The 17,882-nt window shown below is 48.6% G+C and carries 17 protein-coding genes; 9 read left to right on the top strand and 8 right to left on the bottom strand.

Annotated features, from left to right (window positions below; genetic code table 11):
• Nucleotides 1-31: 31 nt before the first annotated feature.
• Entirely contained in the window at nucleotides 32-454 is a 423-nt protein-coding gene (locus NJR55_RS05535; protein WP_253618551.1) for an OsmC family protein, read from the top strand.
• Here NJR55_RS05535 and rarD read toward each other — a convergent pair.
• Both rarD and NJR55_RS05525 read right to left on the bottom strand, forming a co-directional pair.
• Entirely contained in the window at nucleotides 431-1,366 is a 936-nt protein-coding gene (gene rarD, locus NJR55_RS05530) for an EamA family transporter RarD (protein WP_153850297.1), read from the bottom strand. The two genes, NJR55_RS05535 and rarD, sit on opposite strands and share 24 nt — an antisense overlap.
• Before the next feature lie 26 nt (nucleotides 1,367-1,392).
• Nucleotides 1,393-1,857: a thioesterase family protein gene (locus tag NJR55_RS05525; RefSeq protein ID WP_420844454.1), complete on the bottom strand. Its 465-nt coding sequence runs from the start codon at nucleotides 1,855-1,857 to the stop codon at nucleotides 1,393-1,395.
• A 60-nt stretch (nucleotides 1,858-1,917) separates the two neighbouring features.
• Here NJR55_RS05525 and recQ point away from each other — a divergent pair, with 60 nt between their 5' ends.
• From recQ to NJR55_RS05510, 3 genes are read left to right on the top strand one after another with little or no spacing between them, the layout of a single operon-like run.
• Nucleotides 1,918-3,762, top strand: coding sequence for a DNA helicase RecQ (gene recQ, locus NJR55_RS05520; RefSeq protein ID WP_253618547.1), 1,845 nt, complete (start codon nucleotides 1,918-1,920; stop codon nucleotides 3,760-3,762).
• A 9-nt stretch (nucleotides 3,763-3,771) separates the two neighbouring features.
• The gene (locus tag NJR55_RS05515) at nucleotides 3,772-4,032 is read left to right on the top strand and encodes a DUF3630 family protein (protein ID WP_253618545.1); all 261 of its coding nucleotides are present in this window, start codon (nucleotides 3,772-3,774) and stop codon (nucleotides 4,030-4,032) included.
• Nucleotides 4,025-6,817: an EAL domain-containing protein gene (locus tag NJR55_RS05510; RefSeq protein ID WP_253618543.1), complete on the top strand. Its 2,793-nt coding sequence runs from the start codon at nucleotides 4,025-4,027 to the stop codon at nucleotides 6,815-6,817. Before NJR55_RS05515 ends, NJR55_RS05510 begins: the two co-directional genes overlap by 8 nt.
• Nucleotides 6,818-6,844: 27 nt before the next feature.
• Here NJR55_RS05510 and NJR55_RS05505 read toward each other — a convergent pair whose 3' ends face one another.
• Nucleotides 6,845-7,318 carry an Hsp20 family protein gene (locus tag NJR55_RS05505; RefSeq protein ID WP_253618542.1) on the bottom strand — a complete coding sequence of 158 codons (474 nt, stop codon included), beginning with the start codon at nucleotides 7,316-7,318 and terminating at the stop codon, nucleotides 6,845-6,847.
• Between the two features lie 225 nt (nucleotides 7,319-7,543).
• Here NJR55_RS05505 and NJR55_RS05500 point away from each other — a divergent pair, with 225 nt between their 5' ends.
• A complete protein-coding gene (locus NJR55_RS05500; protein ID WP_253618541.1) occupies nucleotides 7,544-8,548 on the top strand; it encodes a hypothetical protein in 1,005 nt (334 codons plus the stop codon).
• 23 nt (nucleotides 8,549-8,571) lie between these two features.
• Entirely contained in the window at nucleotides 8,572-9,396 is an 825-nt protein-coding gene (locus NJR55_RS05495; protein WP_253618540.1) for a mechanosensitive ion channel family protein, read from the top strand.
• Here the strand turns inward: NJR55_RS05495 and NJR55_RS05490 are convergent.
• Nucleotides 9,393-11,225 (bottom strand): ABC transporter ATP-binding protein, encoded by a 1,833-nt coding sequence (locus tag NJR55_RS05490; protein WP_253618539.1) that lies wholly within the window; start codon nucleotides 11,223-11,225, stop codon nucleotides 9,393-9,395. The two genes, NJR55_RS05495 and NJR55_RS05490, sit on opposite strands and share 4 nt — an antisense overlap.
• 115 nt (nucleotides 11,226-11,340) lie before the next feature.
• Between NJR55_RS05490 and NJR55_RS05485 the strand changes: the two genes are divergently transcribed.
• Nucleotides 11,341-11,760 carry a DUF6746 family protein gene (locus tag NJR55_RS05485; protein ID WP_253618538.1) on the top strand — a complete coding sequence of 140 codons (420 nt, stop codon included), beginning with the start codon at nucleotides 11,341-11,343 and terminating at the stop codon, nucleotides 11,758-11,760.
• Between the two features lie 4 nt (nucleotides 11,761-11,764).
• On the opposite strand, the gene NJR55_RS05480 is transcribed toward NJR55_RS05485, so the two are convergent.
• Together NJR55_RS05480 and NJR55_RS05475 are read right to left on the bottom strand one after the other, a co-directional pair.
• Nucleotides 11,765-12,871 carry a threonine aldolase family protein gene (locus tag NJR55_RS05480; RefSeq protein ID WP_253618537.1) on the bottom strand — a complete coding sequence of 369 codons (1,107 nt, stop codon included), beginning with the start codon at nucleotides 12,869-12,871 and terminating at the stop codon, nucleotides 11,765-11,767.
• Between the two features lie 7 nt (nucleotides 12,872-12,878).
• Entirely contained in the window at nucleotides 12,879-13,130 is a 252-nt protein-coding gene (locus NJR55_RS05475; protein WP_053953456.1) for a hypothetical protein, read from the bottom strand.
• A gap of 94 nt (nucleotides 13,131-13,224) precedes the next feature.
• Here NJR55_RS05475 and NJR55_RS05470 point away from each other — a divergent pair, with 94 nt between their 5' ends.
• Both NJR55_RS05470 and NJR55_RS05465 read left to right on the top strand, forming a co-directional pair.
• Complete coding sequence (locus NJR55_RS05470) at nucleotides 13,225-15,096, top strand: DUF885 domain-containing protein (RefSeq protein ID WP_253618535.1); 1,872 nt, start codon at nucleotides 13,225-13,227, stop codon at nucleotides 15,094-15,096.
• Nucleotides 15,097-15,111: 15 nt separating this feature from the next.
• Entirely contained in the window at nucleotides 15,112-15,978 is an 867-nt protein-coding gene (locus NJR55_RS05465; protein ID WP_253618534.1) for a tetratricopeptide repeat protein, read from the top strand.
• Here NJR55_RS05465 and NJR55_RS05460 read toward each other — a convergent pair.
• The gene (locus NJR55_RS05460) at nucleotides 15,975-17,084 is read right to left on the bottom strand and encodes a sensor domain-containing diguanylate cyclase (RefSeq protein ID WP_253618533.1); all 1,110 of its coding nucleotides are present in this window, start codon (nucleotides 17,082-17,084) and stop codon (nucleotides 15,975-15,977) included. The genes NJR55_RS05465 and NJR55_RS05460 overlap by 4 nt on opposite strands.
• A gap of 87 nt (nucleotides 17,085-17,171) precedes the next feature.
• The gene (locus NJR55_RS05455; protein ID WP_253618532.1) at nucleotides 17,172-17,786 is read right to left on the bottom strand and encodes a LysE family translocator; all 615 of its coding nucleotides are present in this window, start codon (nucleotides 17,784-17,786) and stop codon (nucleotides 17,172-17,174) included.
• Nucleotides 17,787-17,882: the final 96 nt, after the last annotated feature.

Here is a 17,882-nt window from a genome sequence, read left to right as displayed (position 1 = left end):
AGGTACATACATACAATGTCGGAGGCATTTTATGAAACGCTCTGCAAATGCACAGTGGAAAGGTAGTATAAAAGAAGGTTCAGGCGTTGTTTCAACGCAAAGCGGTGTTTTAGACAGCACCCAATACTCATTTAAGAGCCGCTTTGAAGAAGGTAAGGGCACCAACCCGGAAGAGCTTCTGGGCGCGGCACACGCAGGCTGCTACGCCATGGCGTTTTCGTTAATGCTGGGTGAATCTGGCTATGAGCCGGAGAGTATTGATGCCAAAGCCGAAGTGTCGTTAGAAGAAGATGGCGATGGCTTCAGTATCGCTAAAATTCATCTGAAGGTGAAAGCCAGTATACCGGATATTGACGACGATAAATTCCAGAAATTGGCTGAAAAAGCAAAAGACGGTTGTCCTGTCAGCAAAGTGCTGAAGGCTGAGATCTCAATGGATGCCAGCCTCAGCTGAAGCTAACTTCTTCTTCGCTTTACGATCACGCTGGCGCTGTATAATAGAATCGAAACTGTACAGTGCCAGCGCACTCCAGATAATAATGAAAGTGACCAGCTTACTTTCTTCCAAAGGCTCACCGTAAACCACTACCGCCAAAGCAAACATTAATGTTGGAGCTATATACTGGAAAAAGCCCAGCGTGGCGTAGCGCAGGCGCTGTGCCGCTGCGGTAAAACACAGCAGTGGGATGGTTGTGACCAGCCCGGCGGCAACGAGCAACAGGTTTAACGTCCACGGGTTAGCGGTTAAATCACTGCTGGCTGATTCGGCAAACACAAATAGATAAATGAGCATTACCGGGAATAGAATCGCGGTTTCCAGCCAAAGTCCGCTAATAGAGTCTACCGGCAGACGTTTTCGAATGGCGCCGTAAATGGCAAAACTAGACGCTAAAGCCAAAGCCACCCAGGGTACTGAGCCAAAGGTCACAATCTGGATGGTAACGCCCACCACGGCCATGCCAATGGCAACTAATTGCAGGCGACGCATACGTTCGGCAAAAAACACCATTCCGATAGCCACATTCAATAGCGGGTTAATGTAGTAGCCGAGGCTGGCATCCAGCATGTGATTGCTGTTGACGGCCCAAATAAACAAAAACCAGTTACCGCCCAGCAGGCAAGTAGCCAGGGTTAGGCGCAGTACTAATTTGCGGCTTTTCAGAATAGGGCGAATGCGATCCAGTCGCTTCATGGCAACTATTAGTACAAACACCATCAAAAATGCCCAAATAATTCGATGGGAGAGTATTTCTAGCGCAGGTACTTGTTTCACCAGCTTGAAGTAAACCGGTGCTATGCCCCAAAAAGTATAGGCAGCAAGTGCGAAGAAAACGCCTTGCCGCGCCCGAACGGCGTCATCGGACATGTCTCTAGAATCCTTTTTTATCAGCGTTAGCCGACCAGATAAGTCCCGGTTCCGAACGCTATGTGCGTGCCTTCTTCGTTGTGCAACTCCATCCGCGCCACCGCTACTTTATTGCCTGAGCGGATAATGGTTGCGCTGGCTATGAACTCGTTACCGCGTCCCGGACGAAGATAATCAACCCGAAGGTCAATAGTACCACAACGGCTCAGACGCTCCATTAAATAAGCTTCAGTAGGAGACTCCAGCCTGTCGACCATGCCGGCTATAGCGACCAGTCCTCCGGCGGTATCCAGGGCTGTTGCGGTAACCCCGCCGTGCAACATACGCTGTGGTACATTGCCCATAAGCTGGTCTTGCCATTTAAACCGAATTTCACCACGCGCAGGGTTAAACTCTGTAATTTCCAAGCCAAGCAGTGCCTGGAACGGAACCTGAGTGTTCATAAACTCGGAAACTTTTGTCAGTATTGTTTGTGTATCCATTTTCGGCATGGTGATTAGCGGACAGGACGCTTACAATAAGAGCATGTTACTCGGGAAGTCAATATAACCATGCACAGCAGTACGGCCGAAAAAACACAATTTGATCCGCTTAAGCAGCAGCTTGAATCTATCTTTGGCTATCATCAGTTTCGTGATGGACAGCAGGATATTATGCAGGCCGCTATGCAGGGGCGTGACTCTCTGGTGCTGATGCCAACCGGCGGCGGTAAGTCGCTATGCTATCAGTTGCCGGCTATTTGTGGTGACGGCCTTACTCTGGTGATTTCGCCATTGCTGTCGCTAATGCAGGATCAGGTCGAGGCACTTAAAGCTCTGGATATTTCAGCGGCAACCCTGCATTCGGGCGTGTCGTCGCAGGAATCGATGGCAACATTTCAGGGTTTGCAGAACGGTGACATTAAGCTTTTGTATGTGAGTCCTGAGCGGGTTTTGCAGCCGTCTTTTATTGAACGCCTGCAGTCATTAAATCTCAATTTTATTGCGGTGGACGAAGCGCACTGTATTAGCCAGTGGGGGCACGACTTCCGGCCTGAATACGGCAAACTCGGGGTACTGCGTAATTATTTGCCGAATGTGCCTTTTATGGCATTAACCGCGACCGCGGACTCTGCCACTCAGCACGATATTATCGAACGGCTGTGTCTGCGCGAGCCTTTGGTACATCGCAGCTCGTTCGACCGCCCCAATATTCGTTATGTGGTGCAGGAAAAGTACAAGCCGCTGAAGCAGGTTCGTGACTACGTTAAAAAGCAAAAAGGTGCCGCTGGTATTATTTATTGTGGCAGCCGAAAAAAAACCGAAGAGCTGTCGGAAAGTCTGCAGCAAGCCGGAGTGCGTGCAGCGCCCTACCACGCCGGTATTGAGCACCAGATAAAGGAAAGTACTCTGCGCCAGTTTCTGCGTGACGACATCGACGTTGTTGTTGCGACGGTGGCCTTTGGTATGGGTATTAATAAGCCCAACATTCGTTTTGTTATTCATTTTGATATTCCCCGCAGCGTTGAATCTTACTATCAGGAAACAGGGCGTGCCGGGCGCGATGGTCTGCCAGCCGAGGCAGTAATGCTTTATGACCCCCGCGACGCGCAGTGGATAAGGCGGATGATAGAAGATCAGGAGAATGAGCAGCGGCGTCTGGTCGAGGCGCAAAAGTTTTCAGCTATGCAGGCCATGGCTGAAGCGCAAACTTGCCGACGACTGGTTGTGCTTAACTATTTTAATGAGTACTCCGATAAAGAATGTGGAAACTGCGATTTGTGTCTGGACCCGCCGCAGCGCTACGACGGTCTGGAGGACGCCCAAAAAGCATTGAGCTGCGTGTACCGCGTAGGTCAGCAGTTTGGTATTAACCACGTGGTTGAGGTTTTGCGCGGTTCAAAAGCTCAGCGTGTTCTCGAGCTGGGACACGACCAGTTGAGCACTTACGGTTTAGGTAAGTCGGAAACCCAGGAGCACTGGTTTTCGGTATTACGACAGCTAATTCACCGTGGACTTATTCTGCAGGACATTCGGCGTTTTGCAGCTTTGCAACTGACTGACGCCGCGCGTCCGGTTTTAAAAGGCGAAGTGCCGTTGGAGCTGGCTAAGCCGCGAATAGAATTAACCGCAACCAAAACCCGAATTACCGACCGGGGTGACTATAATAAAATTTTATTCCGGCGTTTACGCAAGTTGCGTAAAGACATTGCTGACCGTGATCAGGTGCCGCCTTTTGTGGTGTTCAGTGACGCAGCACTAGTAGAAATGTGTGTGCACTATCCCACAACAGCAAAAGATATGTTAGAAATCAATGGTGTTGGGGAAGTGAAACTGGCACGTTATGGCAATGAGTTTATGCAGGCCGTGGAAGCTTTCTTGTCCGGGGCCAGCGAGCGACAATTATTTAACGGGTAAATAGTAACAATGGAAGACAACGTCATTACGCTAAAAAGTACACCACCGGAAGCTGACCATGAGCTTTGGGTAACCGAACTTTGTGAGCGTATTGGTGCTACTATCCGCGAAAAAGAATGGGCTGCCGACCAGTTTTGCTGGCGTTTGAGTATTAACCAGCGGCACTGGCTGCTGTTCTACTCGGAAATTTGCGATGCCGTCTGGTTACAAGCTTTGGAAGAACCCGAGGCTGCAGTAGAAGCACGTCTGGTGGAGCATGGTTATGTTTAACTATTTGTTTGCCGGAATACTGTTAGCGTTAACTCTGATACCACCGGCTTTTGCTCAGGACCCTCTGACCGTTTCCCCGCAAAGCTCGCGCCTAATGCTGAATGAACATTTCAATTACCGGGTGGTCAACGCCAATCTGCAAGTTGAGAGCATTGCTATTAATGAACCGCAGCGCTGGTTAAGCTCTGAGGAGTTGCAGGATCATAATTACGCCGGTGAACGACCCAATGTCTGGGGCGTGGTTCCTTTGTTTAATCGCAGTAACGCGCCGCTTACTCTTCACCTGCATTTCGGCGACCCTTACCTGGAGCAAGTTGGGGTTTATTTGCTGGATAAAAATGGGCAAATAGAAAGCAGCAACATCAGTCGGTTTTCCACCCCGCTATTACAGCGTAATTATTTGTCTCATGAGCAAATTTTGCCGGTAACCTTACCAGCTAACAAAATTGTCTGGTTGGCGGTGTCGGTGCAGCAATGGCCGGAGCAAATGCCGTCTATAGGTCTGTGGCAGCCGGGCGACCTGCAGTTGCGCCTACAGCAGCAACAAACAGCTTTGGGGGTTAACGCCGGTATTCTTATTCTGCTGGCTTTAGCAGCGGCTGTTTCAGCGCGGTTGTTCGGTAGTCGTTTGTTAATTTCCTTTGGCGGCCTGACATTAACTTTTACCCTCGCACTGTTATCACACAGCGGTATCTGGATTACTTACTTCACACCATACTCGCCGGACATTGCTGCGGAGCTTAAGGTGTATATAAGCCAGCTCCTGGTTCTGGCTCTTAGTTGGTTTATATGGGAATGGTCGCGTTTTCGCTTCAAATTCTCCCGGTTCAACCGTATTGGTTATGCGGTAATGATGGCGGCTATTGCGCTGACAATTTTGCTGCCGTGGTTATCAGAGCCCTGGCGGTTGGCCTCTGTATCCTGGCAAATTAATGCGCTACTGCTCTGGGGCGGAGTGGTTATTGGCCGTAGCCTGCAGAAACAGCCCGTGGCGGGTCATAAATGGCAAACGGTGTTGATGGTTTTCACCATTATATCCGCCTGGTTGTTGGTTTCACCACGCTATAACCCAATATGGGAAGGGCTTTCCGGGTTATTGTTGTACAGCGGCCTGACGTTAGTCACAACCATGTTTTTGCTGGCGCTTGAGCGTTACCGATTTAGTCGCCTGGTACAGCGCATTAGCAATTTAAAACGTAACCGCAAAATTTTAAGACGACGTTTATGGCGTATTTTAAAACGAACCGGAGAAGGTTGGTTCAAGGTTAACCCCGACGGCAGTCTCAAACAGGTTAACCGGCAAATGATGAAAATTCTGGCGGCTCACTCTCTGAAACAGATTCAGATGCACTGGCCAAAAGGTTTTAGTATTGAAGGGCAGCGCCAACTGGTTTCTATTGAGCGGCTTGATGGTCGTAAAGTGTGGCTCGATATTGAATTGTTTCCTGACAATACCGGACGTATGGCCGATGTAACGAAACGTATGGAAGCAGAAGTTCATCTTAACTTTCTGGCACATCACGATGCCGTAACGGGTCTGTTAAACGTGCGCGAGTTTCGACGCCTGCTACAATCTCGTCTGGATAGAAAAAAGACAACCAGCGTTACCATTATTCGTCTTAATGGTTTGCAGATTATTGCGGATCAAGCCGGCGCTGACGGTCGTGATCAGGCCATACTACAGCTGACATTATCCTTGCAGCAAAAAGCACCTAAAAGCGCACGTGTCGCACGCATAAGTGAAGCAGAAATTGCGTTGCTGACGAACGAAGATGAACAAGCGGCGTTTGCCCAAGCGCATCGTTTACTGCAAGTGTGCAGAGAGTTTCGTTTTAGTAGTGAAAAACGTATTTTTCAGCTGACAGGTCACGCCGGTATTGCTTACAGTCACGGCGAAAGTCTGGCCTCCAGCACTCTTATGCGGCAGGCTCGGGAAGCCGTGCAGCTGGCAATGCAGCAGGGTGACTATCGAGTTCATTCGCACAGCGAAGCCGATCAGAAACGCTTGATTGGGCAAGCTGAGGAAGAGTGGGAAGCGCGGCTGAAAAAAGCGTTACGGGAAGAAAACTGGCAGTTGTTTGCGCAACCACTGGTCAGTGCCGCAAAAAGTGAAGATAAGCATTGCTTCGAGTTACTGCTGCGACTGCCGGGTAACGAAAGCGACGAGGCTATTGCTCCGCAGCAGTTTTTACGAGCAGCTCTTAATGCCGGCGTTATGGGTAAAGCTGACCGCTGGCTGGTCAGGGAAGTTATTGAACATTTTAATGAACAACCCTTTGAGGCTAATCGTACCTGGCGCTGCCATATCAATTTGTCCGCACAAAGCCTCGAAGATGTCGACTTTATTCGCTTTATAGAACAAAGCCTGAAGCATTCTATATTACAGCCGGAGCAACTGGTGTTTGAGGTGGCAGAGCCTGATGCCGACAAGTACTTTGATGAAACTTACCGTCTGTTCAGAGAGCTTAAGGATTTAGGCATTGGTACTGCTTTAGATCAGTTTGGTACCGGCTTCAATTCGTTCCGGCTTATGCGACAGCTGCCATTAACGCAAATTAAAGTTAATAGGTTTTGGGTTCAGGACATGCTGGTAGATGCGGTTGATGCGGAACTGGTCGCCAGTTGTGCGCGCATTGCTAAGGTTCTTGATATTGAGGTATGTGCAGTGGGTGTGGAAAGTGACGAGGCGCGTATTAAGCTCACTCAGCTGGGCGTAGACTATATCCAGGGGTTCGTCTGTGGGCACCCAGTAGAGTGGCAACGTCAGGAAAAACAGGGCGGCTAATTGCCGCCCCTCATCCAGTGCTTAAGTTTAAGCAGCACTTTCCTTACTTTTAGAACGATCTTCCAGCAGGTCTTTAGTTGAGCTGCCAATGTTGATACGTTTCGGCTTCTTGGCTTCAGGAATGTTTTTCACCAAGCCGACCGTTAACAGACCGTTCTTTAAGGCTGCGCCGGTGACTTCAATGTGTTCAGCTAAACTGAACTTACGTTCGAAGGCACGGTTTGCAATGCCGCGGTGCAGATATTCGCGTTTTTCGTTTTCTTCGGCTTTTTTGCCGGTCACACGAAGCACGCCGTTCTCTACTTCAATTTCCAGATCATCCTCTTCAAAACCTGCAACCGCCAGCGTAATGGCGTACTGGTTTTCTGCTACCAGTTCAATATTGTAGGGAGGATATCCGGTTGCACCAGTATCTGAGCGTAGCGCCGAATCCAGCAAAGATGCCATACGGTCAAAACCTACACTGCTACGATATAGAGGGCTTAAGTCGATAGTTGCCATAGTCATTCTCCTTTGAAGCAATAACTTTAAAATGTTTAATTAAATGACACACCATGTGTCGGTTAAGGCGGCTCTCTCAGAGACACCGACCTTAACTTCTATATGTGTACTGCTCAATTTGGTTTCAAGAGTCGGGTTGCAAAATTTTTCATTGGACTCTGCTTCAAGGCACTCTATTATCGGTGCTAAGCAATACTTTATTTATCTGTGAAAAGGACGCTCAGAATGGCCGAAGAGCCAGAAAAAACGTGGCAATGGGTGACAGTCGATGACTATGAAAAACCCGCCGTGCCCACCACGATAAAAATAAAAAAGTGGTGGAAAAAATTTGTTCGCTGGATAACACCAGAACAAGAACAGGAGGGTGAGAAAGAGCAATCGCAAGTACTGGAACTAAGTTTTGATACTGCTGCAGAAGCTCTGGATGACTGCTTTTCTGATTGGTTAAATGACGATGACGATAGCAGCTTACGCTGGATTATTGCGCCACCTCACTCTGGTGTTGAGGAAGCCGTACAAAAGTGGGCTGAGAAGCATAGTCTGCGGGAAATGAGCCTGCCCGACAGAAAGTCACTTTGCGACCCAGCTGATTCTCCTATGCCGGAGCTTTCGCCTAAGTCCGATGATAATAAACCCTGGATAATGCCTCAGTTAGCACACAGCTTTCTGCGCCAGACGAACGGTTTGCGCTGGGTGCGGGAATTCTTCTCTCAGGTACTGTCCGGTGAAGCTGGTAAAGGCGTTATTGTTTGTGACAGTTGGGCCTGGGCTTTTCTGGAAAAAGTCTGGCCGGTGCCGGTAAATCAGTTATGGACATTGCAGGGGCTGGATCAAAACGCCCTTGAGCAGCTCGGGCTGGCTCGCGGAGACGGGCGTTTACGGGCTTTAGCTGCATTAAGCCGGGGCAATGCCGGCGTCGCTGCGGCCTATTCAGACCGTTACCAACGTGGCAGCGAAAAGGCCTTTGAAACACCGGCGTTACCCTCAGAGATAAATGATGCCACTGCTTTTGTCTGTTATGCCCTGTTGCTTCACCGGGGCATGAGTAAAACGCAGTTAGTGCAGGTATTGCCGATAGTTTCAGGCAGCCAGCTTGAAATTCAGTTACAGGTACTTAAACAACGCGGCCTGATTGAGCTTGAGCAAGAACTTTGGTACGTCACTCCGCGAGGCTACCCGGTTGTCCGTGAGTTACTCATGTCCCGGGGTTTTTGGTTAGACCGGTTTTAACGGCGCGAGCTTAGGAGACAGGAATGGAAACAGGTTCAGTAAAAGACGTTACCGGACTATTTAAATCACTGGACGGCTTTGCCATTTTTGAAATCGTTGTGATTTTTGCCCTGGCACTGGCAGTTGTTTGGCTTACTCAGCGCGTTTTACCCTGGGTAGCGGCGCATTTACACGGTAAAAGGCGGTTATACACTTTGGCTATGGTGCCAATGATCCGCATAGTGGTTCTGGTTATTGCGCTGGTTATGATTATTCCGCGTATTATTGAGCCCACTTTGCAAAATATGGTGGCAACACTGGGTGCTGCCGGTCTGGCAATAGGTTTTGCGTTAAAAGATTACGTCAGCAGCTTAATTGCCGGAGTGGTGGCTATTCATGAAATGCCCTACCGTCCGGGGGACTGGATAGAAGTGGATGGCTGCTATGGCGAGGTGACACATATTGGCATGCGCACAGTTGAACTGGTTACTAATGATGACACCGTTATTTGGGTGCCACATTTAAAACTCTGGGATAACTTAATCCATAACGCCAACAACGGTGGCCCCAGTTTAATGTGTATTGCCGAGTTTTATACTCAGCCGGAAGCCGACGCCTATCAAATTCGCGACGCGCTTGAAGAAGTAGCCTTGACTAGCCCTTATCTGCAACTAGGTAAGCCCATAGCCGTTACTGCCGCAGAGCAGCCCTGGGGCACAAAGTATCGCTTAAAAGCCTACCCGATAGACCCCAGGCAGCAGTTTCAGTTTATTACTGACATGACCGCCCGGGGCAAAAAACGGTTAATGGAACTGGACGTACGCTTCGCCAAAATAGAATCGGACGAAGCGTACGAGCTAACTCATTAAGCTTCTTCCGCTAAAAAGCCACCGGACTGATGACGCCATAGCTTGGCGTAGAGACCATCCTGAGCAAGCAGCTGTTCGTGGCTGCCCTGCTCTATAATCTGACCCTGATCCATTACCACCAGCTTGTCCATAGCAGCAATAGTGGATAAGCGGTGGGCAATAGCGATAACGGTTTTGCCCTGCATGAGTTTATACAGGTTTTCCTGAATGGCGTTTTCTACTTCCGAATCCAGCGCTGAGGTTGCTTCGTCCAGAATCAGAATGGGCGCATCTTTTAACATGACACGGGCAATGGCAATTCGCTGGCGCTGACCGCCTGAAAGTTTCACACCGCGTTCGCCGACATGGGCATCCAGACCGGTGCGACCTTTGCTGTCACTTAAGTCCGCAATAAACTCCTCGCAATGCGCCTGCCGTATTGCCTTCATTAAGTCCTCTTCACTGGCGTCGGGGCGTCCGTACAAAATATTGTCGCGTACTGAGCGGTGCAGCAATGAAGTGTCCTGAGTTACCATGCCAATGTTGGCGCGCAAACTGTCCTGCTGCACTTTATGAATGGGTTTATCATCAATACGAACTTCGCCGCCCTCAACGTCGTAGAAGCGTAACAGCAAATTCACCAGCGTGGATTTACCCGCCCCGGAGCGTCCGACAATACCGACCTTTTCTCCCGGTTTAATGTGCAGATTAAAGTCATCCATAACACCGTGGCCTTTGCCATAATGGAAGCGAACATGGTCAAAATTAATGTCGCCGGAAGTCACATTTAAAGCCGGGGCGTCAGGTTCATCGACAATGCGCTGTGGTACAGCAATTGAGCCAATACCGTCCTGAACGGTACCAATGCTTTCAAACAGGGTCGACATCTGCCACATGACCATTTGCGACATACCAAACAAGCGCAGAACCAGACCAATAACGACAGCAACAGCGCCTAAAGTCACAGCATTATCCATCCACAGCACAATGGCGGTGGCGGCAGAGCCGAACAACAGTGCGCAGTTTATAAAGTAGAGAAAGCCGTAAAGCTGGGTAACCAGGCGCATTTGCTTATGCACTGTGCCCAAAAAAGTGTCCATGCCCTCGTGCGCAAACTCGGCCTCGCGCAGTGAGTGTGAGAACAATTTAACGGTTTGAATATTGGTATAAGAGTCGACAATGCGTCCGGTCATATTAGAGCGGGCGTCAGCTTGCTCGGCTGATATTTTACCCAGTTTAGGAACAAAGTAGCGTAACAACAGAGCGTATAAGATAAGCCAGCAAGCCAGTGGCAGCATCATGCGCCAGTCCGCACTACCAATAATGACAAACATCCCTAAAAAGTAGACGGCAACGTAGTTTACAACCTCAATAAAGGTCATGATGCACTGACGCAGCGCGAGTGAGGTTTGCATTAATTTGGTGGCGACACGGCCGGCAAACTCGTCCTGATAGTAACTCATGGACTGCTTCATCAGGTAGCGGTGCCCCAGCCAGCGAATGCGCATGGGGAAGTTACCCAGCAACGTCTGGTGGGTTAGCATAGAATGAAACCAGACCAGTAAGGGAAGACCGATTAAAACCATCGCGCTCATTCCAAGCAATGGCCAGAACTGATCGTTTAATAAGGTTTCTTTATCCTGCGCTGCCAGCCAGTCGACAATTTGCCCTAAAAAGCCAAACAACCAGACTTCGGCAATGGCAATAGCGGCCATAAGAGCTGCAGTGACCGCAATAAAAGGGGTAGCTCCTTTGGTGAAATGCCAGCAGAATGCAAAAAATCCGGTAGGAGCCTGAGTCGGTTCCTCCGTAGGAAAAGGGTTTAATCGGCGCTCAAACCAGGAAAACATTGCTTCACTCCTTGAGATACATCAAGCTAAAGGATATCAGGTTCACCGCCGTTCATCTTGTAAAAAACGGACACATGAACAATAATGATAACTATTAACAATAAATGAGGTTTTTATGAAACTTTTGTCCATGATGGCTGCAGGCGCGGCACTGCTTTTTAACGTAGCGGCAATGGCCGACGACGATGAGCAGCGATACGAACATTTTAAACCAGAGCCAGCCGAGAATCTGGAACAGGCTATTATGAACCTGAACGAGTATAACGCGAAACTGCAGGAAATCGTGAATGGCGATTTAACTGCACAGGACATGGCTAAAGTTCATGAACTGACCTACACACTAGAAGTGGCGCTGGCGCGTTTAAGCAAAGAACTGGATATTGCAGCGAATTCGCTGGAAGAAGTGCATCTGGGTTCTGAGCAAATGAATAAACAGCGCGTTAAAGGCTTTGGTAAAAGCTATTTAGACACGCTGAATCATGTGTTGGGCGAGCACCGAAAACACCACAACGACGACCACAAAAAGCACCATTAATACCTTAGAGTGTTTCCAAAAACGCCTTAAAGTGTCGCAGCCAAAAACTCTGTGGTTGCGACATGGCGTTTCTTCCAATTGAAATTTCGCAAATAGCTTGGTCGTCTATTTCAGCTCTTGGAAGCGGTAGTAATACAACCCCAGTATTGCTGGCGTAATCCGTTATTTTTTCACTGAGCTCATTGGCTTTTAAAGCAAAATGCAGATGAAACATGGCCACTTGCGGTGTTTCTGGGTTAACTCGTACACCACTCAATGTGTTAAGTGCTTCGCCAAGTGCGCGGGCGTAATTTACGGCTTCCGGCATAATTGGCAGGTTTTCCTTTAGGCCGTGGCGGGCAGACAACACCTGAGGGTATTGAGTAATAATATTGCCGCCAGCACGGCGAGCCCAGACTTTGGCTTGCTCTATGAAACCCTCCGAGCCTGCCAGAATGGCTCCTGAAATGCCGCCTAAATCTTTATAAAAACTGACATAAACCGAGTCAAATAACTCACAGATTTCGGGCAGTGAACAGTCATAAGCGCCCGGCACCTGCCATAAGCGCGCCCCATCCAGATGCATCGCAATATTGTGTTGTCGTGCCCACTGAGACTGCATGACTAAGTCGTCCCAATCGGGCAGTTGTCCGCCAATTTCGCGCATGGGCAGTTCCAGTAGCACGCTCGCCAAATCATCCGTTTGCACCGACTTGAGGTCGTTAAGCGTTATGGGGTTATCGGCAAAACCCGTGGTGGTGCCGTTGAGCTTCCATAAAGCTTCAAAGCCCATGTGTTCGTGCAACATTAAATGCGAGGTTGGGTGCAAAGCTACGCCGTTGCGCTGGCGGTCATCTGCGTGCACGCGCAAAGCCAAAGGCTGTGCCAGAGTGCCGGTTGGCATAAACAACGCTGCGGGTTTGCCTAATAACTCTGCTACTTCGTCTTCAAAGTCATTAATAAGCGAACCGCTGCCATAAACGTCTCTTTTCTCATTCGGTTGCAGTTGTTCCGCAAGCTGCCTCAGTTCGTCGGCCATTGAGTTCTGCGGTTGCCGCAAAAGCGACGCGCTGGCTTGTTCAACGGCGTGTTGGTATGCCTGTTTGGTTTTTTCACTAATTGAGACTGACATGCTGCACCTATTTTGAGTGGACTTTACCGCCAATAATTTTGTAAGCAGGGGTGCCGCGTATCATGGTTTCGCGTGCGAACTCCTGCCCACAGCCTGGGCAATGGCATGGTTTGGTGGTGTGGTCTTCAACAATCCGCTCAATAAAGCATTTCACTAAAGCGCCTTTACCACCTTTGCGATATTTAAATATGGGCGTTTTGCACTGCAGACAAGAAATCTGCACGGTGCGTACCGGCCCTTTCTTGTTGGGTTTCGCCATAAAACAGTCGGTTACAATTTAAGCATTTCCAATAGTGTAACAAGCACGCTATAGTTTTTCTTCCTGTATCAAAAGAAGAATAAAGGACACTGCTATGCGTTATTCCATTGTCGCCCTGGCTGTTTTGGGCTTATTAACGGCTTGTGGGCAACCGCAAGAGAATAATTCCGGCCAAAATTCTCAAACGGCTGCTGAGCAACCCAAACAGACAGAGCAAAGCTCGCAATCTGAAACCGAACGTCTGAATCAGTGGTTTGAGGAAAAGTACGAAGAACAACTTCAGCAAAGCCCTATTCAAATGACCTTCCTGGGCCGCAAAGATCGCTACGGCGACATTGACGATATGACCGTAGCCGCAGAGAAAAAGCAGTTAGAGTGGCTGGAAGGAACTGTTGAAGAGCTTAAAGCCAACTTTGACTACGACAAATTAAACCTTGAAGCTCAGACTTCTTACGATGTTTGGGTCTATCAGTACGAGCAGGCCAAGCGTAATGCCGAATTCCGCGGCATGGATTACGTGTTTGACCAAATGCGTGGTGCGCACACCTTCTTACCGCAGTTTTTAATCAACTTCCACCGAGTCGACAGCGCTGAAGACATGGAAGCCTATATTTCGCGACTGGAAGGCGGTGCAACGGCTATTGAGCAATTATTGCAGCGTGCTGAACAGCAAGTTGAGAATGGTGTCCGTGCGCCGCGTTTCGCTTACGAGCAAATTATTAAAGAAGCAGAAGGCCTGACTTCCGGTGCGCCGTTTGACGAGGAAGGCGACTCAAGCCTGCTGGAAGACGCTAAGAACAAGTTAAGTAGTTTGCAGGAAAAAGGTGCTATCTCCGCAGAACAAGCCGCTGAATGCGAAAAAGAAGTCCGTAAAGTATTGCTGGAACGTTTCCATCCAAGTTACGAAGCTTTAATCAGTTTTCTGGAGGAGGATATTGAAAACACCGACGAAATAGCAACCGGCGTGCATCGTCTGGAAAACGGCGAAGCTTATTATAATGCTCTGCTGAAGAACTACACCACCACAGATTTAACGGCTGAAGAGATTCACCAAATAGGCCTTGATGAAGTCGAGCGTCTGACTAATGAAATGATCGCCATTAAAGAGCAAGTTGAATTTGACGGTGACTTGCAGGAGTTTTTTGATTATATCCGTACCGATGAGCGTTTCTTCTATCCGAACAACGACGAAGGTGCAGAGATGTATCTGGAGGATTCGCGTGAGTACCTGGCTTACATTAATGAGAAGCTGCCGGAGTATTTTGGCATTTTGCCAAAAGCGGATTTGGTGGTGAAACGTGTCGAACCTTTCCGTGAACAAGATGGTGCCGCCCAGCATTATTATCCGGGCTCGCCAGATGGGGATCGGCCGGGTATTTACTACGCGCATTTGTCGGATATGAGCTCTATGCCGAAAAACGAGATGGAAGCCATTGCCTATCACGAAGGTAACCCGGGGCACCACATGCAAATTTCCATCGCTCAGGAGCTGGAGTCGGTGCCAGAATTCCGTACTCAGGCAGGCTTTACGGTGTACACCGAAGGCTGGGGCCTATATGCAGAGCAGTTAGCGAAAGAAATGGGTGCTTATGAAGACCCTTATTCTAACTTTGGTCGCTTAACGACAGAAATGTGGCGTGCCGTACGTTTGGTGGTGGATACCGGCATGCATGCCAAAGGCTGGACGGAAGAGGAAGCGGTTAAGTACTTTCAGGAGCACACCCCTATTGCCGAAGGCGCAGTACGCTCAGAAGTTCGTCGCTATCTGGTGATGCCGGGTCAGGCAACCGCTTATAAAATTGGCATGATCCGCATTCTGGAACTGCGTGAAGAAGCAAAAGAAGCCCTGGGCGAGAAGTTCGATATCCGTGGTTTCCACGACACCGTTCTTGGTGGTGGCGCACTGCCACTGCATATTCTGGAACGCCGTGTTGACCAATGGGTAGAAGAACAGAAAAAAGCCTAACTAAGGAGAGTTATCGTGAAATGGCTTGTATTGGTACTAACTGCTGCTTTATTTCTCCCCGGCGCTTATGCCGGGGAGTCAACTAAGCAAATTATTCAAAATCATTTGTCCGAACAGCGGCTGGATGACGCCGAAGATACCGTGGAAGACTGGGTCAAGAATGAACCGGAAAATGCCGAGGCCTGGCATATACGGGGCATTGTTATGGCGCAGCAGGCACAGGACTCTTTTTTCAGTGCGCTCAGTTATGCCGGAAAGTCTGTCGACTCATTCGAAAAAGCCGTAGAGCTTGAGCCTGGTTCGCTGGAATATCGGACTGCGTTACTGCAGTTTTATATGATGGCACCTTCAATAGCCGGTGGTGATGACGAAAAAGCACTGGCGCAAATTGAAGCCATGAGAGAAATCGATGCGGTGGAAGGGGCATTTGCCCGAGTTAAGTACCTGCAACATCATGAAAAAGAAGAGCAGGCGCGAACGCTAGTGAATGAAATTTTAACTGAGCATCCGAATAACGCCGACGTCCTGGTTTATCTAGGCTTTCAGGAACAAAAAGACGGGAACTATGAAAAAGCGTTCTCTTTTTTTGAACAAGCGGCTGAGGGTGAATCGAGAAAAGGCGAAGCTCCGGTAATGGCTTTATACCAATTTGGTAAAACCTCTGTTTTGGCGGAAGAACAGCTGGATAAAGGCATTGTGGCACTACAACAATATTTGGACGCTGAGTTACCCGACAGCGCGCCAAAAGCTCATTGGGCAAACTTTCGGTTAGCTCAGCTGCTAGCCCTGAAAGGCAATGACGAGGAGTCTCAGCAGCTTATCGCCAGCCTGAAAAAGGTTGACGATAAAGAGCTCCAGAAACAGCTGTCCAGCTGGAATTAAGTGTCTAAGTAACCCCGGTTGCGACCATCAGACTTAGCGCGATACAGCGCTGAGTCTGCTTTAGATATCATGCGGGCAATTAAGTCTTCAGTGTCTTCATCAGCCCTGGGTTTATGAATATAGCCCCCAATGCTTACGGTCAGGTATGGTTCAACTTCTGAGGGCTCATGTTTTATCTTCAAATTCCGCACCGCTTCTAGCAATTGATTCATGCTTTCTTTCGTTTGTTCTTCATTGGTAGCGGAAATAACCGCAACGAACTCCTCACCGCCATAACGCGCGATAAAGTCGGTATTGCGCTGTAACTGATCAAACATTGCGTCAGCAACAGACTTAAGAGCCTGGTCGCCCTGCAAATGCCCGTAATGGTCGTTGTAGGGTTTGAACTGGTCAATATCAATAATGAGTAAAGCCAGCGGTGTTTTATGACGCGAGGCTCGCTGTATTTCGTTAGTAATACGCTCATCGAAAGCGCGGCGATTAGCTATGCCGGTTAAACCGTCCTGTGCTACTTGTGCCTGCAGCATGCGGTTGGCCTTTTCCAGTGCTCGCTGTGTATGAATGAGCTCAGAATAGGTGCGCTGGCGCTCCAGCGTATTCGCGACCATATCGGCAACCAGGCGCAGGCGACGAATTTCTTCTGGTGTCCACTGTCGTTCTTCTCGCACCATGTCGCAACCGACAAACCCCAGCAGGTGTTGGTTTGCAACCAGACCAACACAAATAACCGACTTAATTTGTTCGCGTTCAAATTCAGCTTTCTCGGCTGTTGCTTCCGGAGGTAACAAATCAATATTATCCACAATACATTTATGGTGGGTTTTTATCTGCTCAAAAAACCAGGGCAGGTCTTTTGTTTCAATTGCCTGCAAATCAGTGATATGCGCCTGATAATCTGTTCTGACCCACTCGTGAGTGTTGGTCATGTGCTCAAGGCTGTCATTAAACTCAAAAACATAACAGCGGTCAGCGTCGGTGTAGTCTCCTATGGCGGCAATAACCTCTTCTATGCATTCGTAAGTTTCAGCAGGCTCGCTATTAATAAGGCGGGTCGACAGTTCAGAAATAAGCTGATCAAAAGATATTTGCTCAGTTTTTAGACCCATGGCTCACCCCTGTACTGTTTATAACCTTTAGTTAACCATTAACGAGTTTAGTTCAAGTTGTTATTTTAATGTTAACTTTGTAAAGGCTTAAGCAAAATAAAATTGTAATATATCCTCTACGACAGGAAGCACAGAAAAGACCAGTAGTAAGGCCATGGAAATATTAAAAATTCTTTGTGCGGTGTGGTTGGTTAGCAATTGACGCAGTCCGGCGCCTGCAATTAGCCAAATTCCAACACAAGGAAAGGCTACAGCTAAAAAGGCGGCTGTTATCTCTATTACCTCGGACCAAAGCGTGCCAGCTACGGTGGTAAATGCTGCAACCGCACCGGTGGCCATAACCCAGGCTTTGCCGTTAACCCATTGAAACAATACCGCCTGCCAAAAAGTCAGGGGTTTGCGGTCGCCTTTTTCAATGGTTTTTGGTGTTTGTGAGCCAATAACCCAGGCCAGCCAGAGCAAATAAAGTGTACCGGCAACTTTTATTAGTTGGTGTAGCAGTGGAAATTGTTCCAATATGGAACCGAAGCCCATACCAACCACTAACACCATCGCCGGAAAGCCAAAGCAGATGCCTAAGAAGTGCGGCAGGCTGGCTTTAATACCGTAGTTTACCCCCGACGACATGATCATAATGTTATTAGGACCCGGCGTTATGGTGGTTGAGAAGGCAAAGAAAAATACCGCGATAAAGATTTCCATTAGCAGGCCCTGTTGACTTCTTAGCGGATATGAAGCGACGTTAAAGTTAATTGTTGGTAATAAATAGTTAACAAATTCAAGCTACATTAATAATAG

Origin of the sequence: Idiomarina rhizosphaerae, from assembly GCF_024159085.1 — a bacterium.
GTDB classification, from domain to species: domain Bacteria; phylum Pseudomonadota; class Gammaproteobacteria; order Enterobacterales; family Alteromonadaceae; genus Idiomarina; species Idiomarina rhizosphaerae.
This window is presented reverse-complemented; position numbering and strand designations above follow the sequence as displayed.